This is a genomic window from Bacillus sp. SIMBA_031 (assembly GCF_046535225.1).
In the GTDB taxonomy this organism is placed as follows: domain Bacteria; phylum Bacillota; class Bacilli; order Bacillales; family Bacillaceae; genus Bacillus; species Bacillus velezensis.
The window spans coordinates 1-274 of record NZ_JAWRXC010000212.1; the positions used below are offsets into that span (position 1 = coordinate 1).

Below are 274 nucleotides of genomic sequence, written 5' to 3' on the forward strand. Positions count from 1 at the left end.
GGTGGCGCTGTCTGCGGCGTGCCGGTCGTACCCGTGACGTACGCAGTTATCACTGTACCTTCCTCGCCTGTCTATCAGGCTGTCGTCCATTCTCTGACGGCGCAGTTCATTTCCGAACTGCCAGCCCCTCCGCCGCGCTCGCTGTAACTCCCATATCGACCAAGGTTTGAACGGTTTCGTGCCGTGGCTTGCGCTCGCCCTGTCGCGAGTGTGATGACCATCAAACTGAATGTCGTCAGTTCTTTTCCAGCAATGCACGAACTTGAATTCGGAG

1 protein-coding gene is annotated in these 274 nt (G+C 57.3%); it reads right to left on the bottom strand.

Annotated features, from left to right (window positions below; all coding sequences use genetic code 11):
• Positions 1–74: 74 nt before the first annotated feature.
• A partial coding sequence (locus tag SB724_RS20065; protein ID WP_410572590.1) for a hypothetical protein occupies positions 75–274 on the bottom strand: 200 nt, incomplete at its 5' end.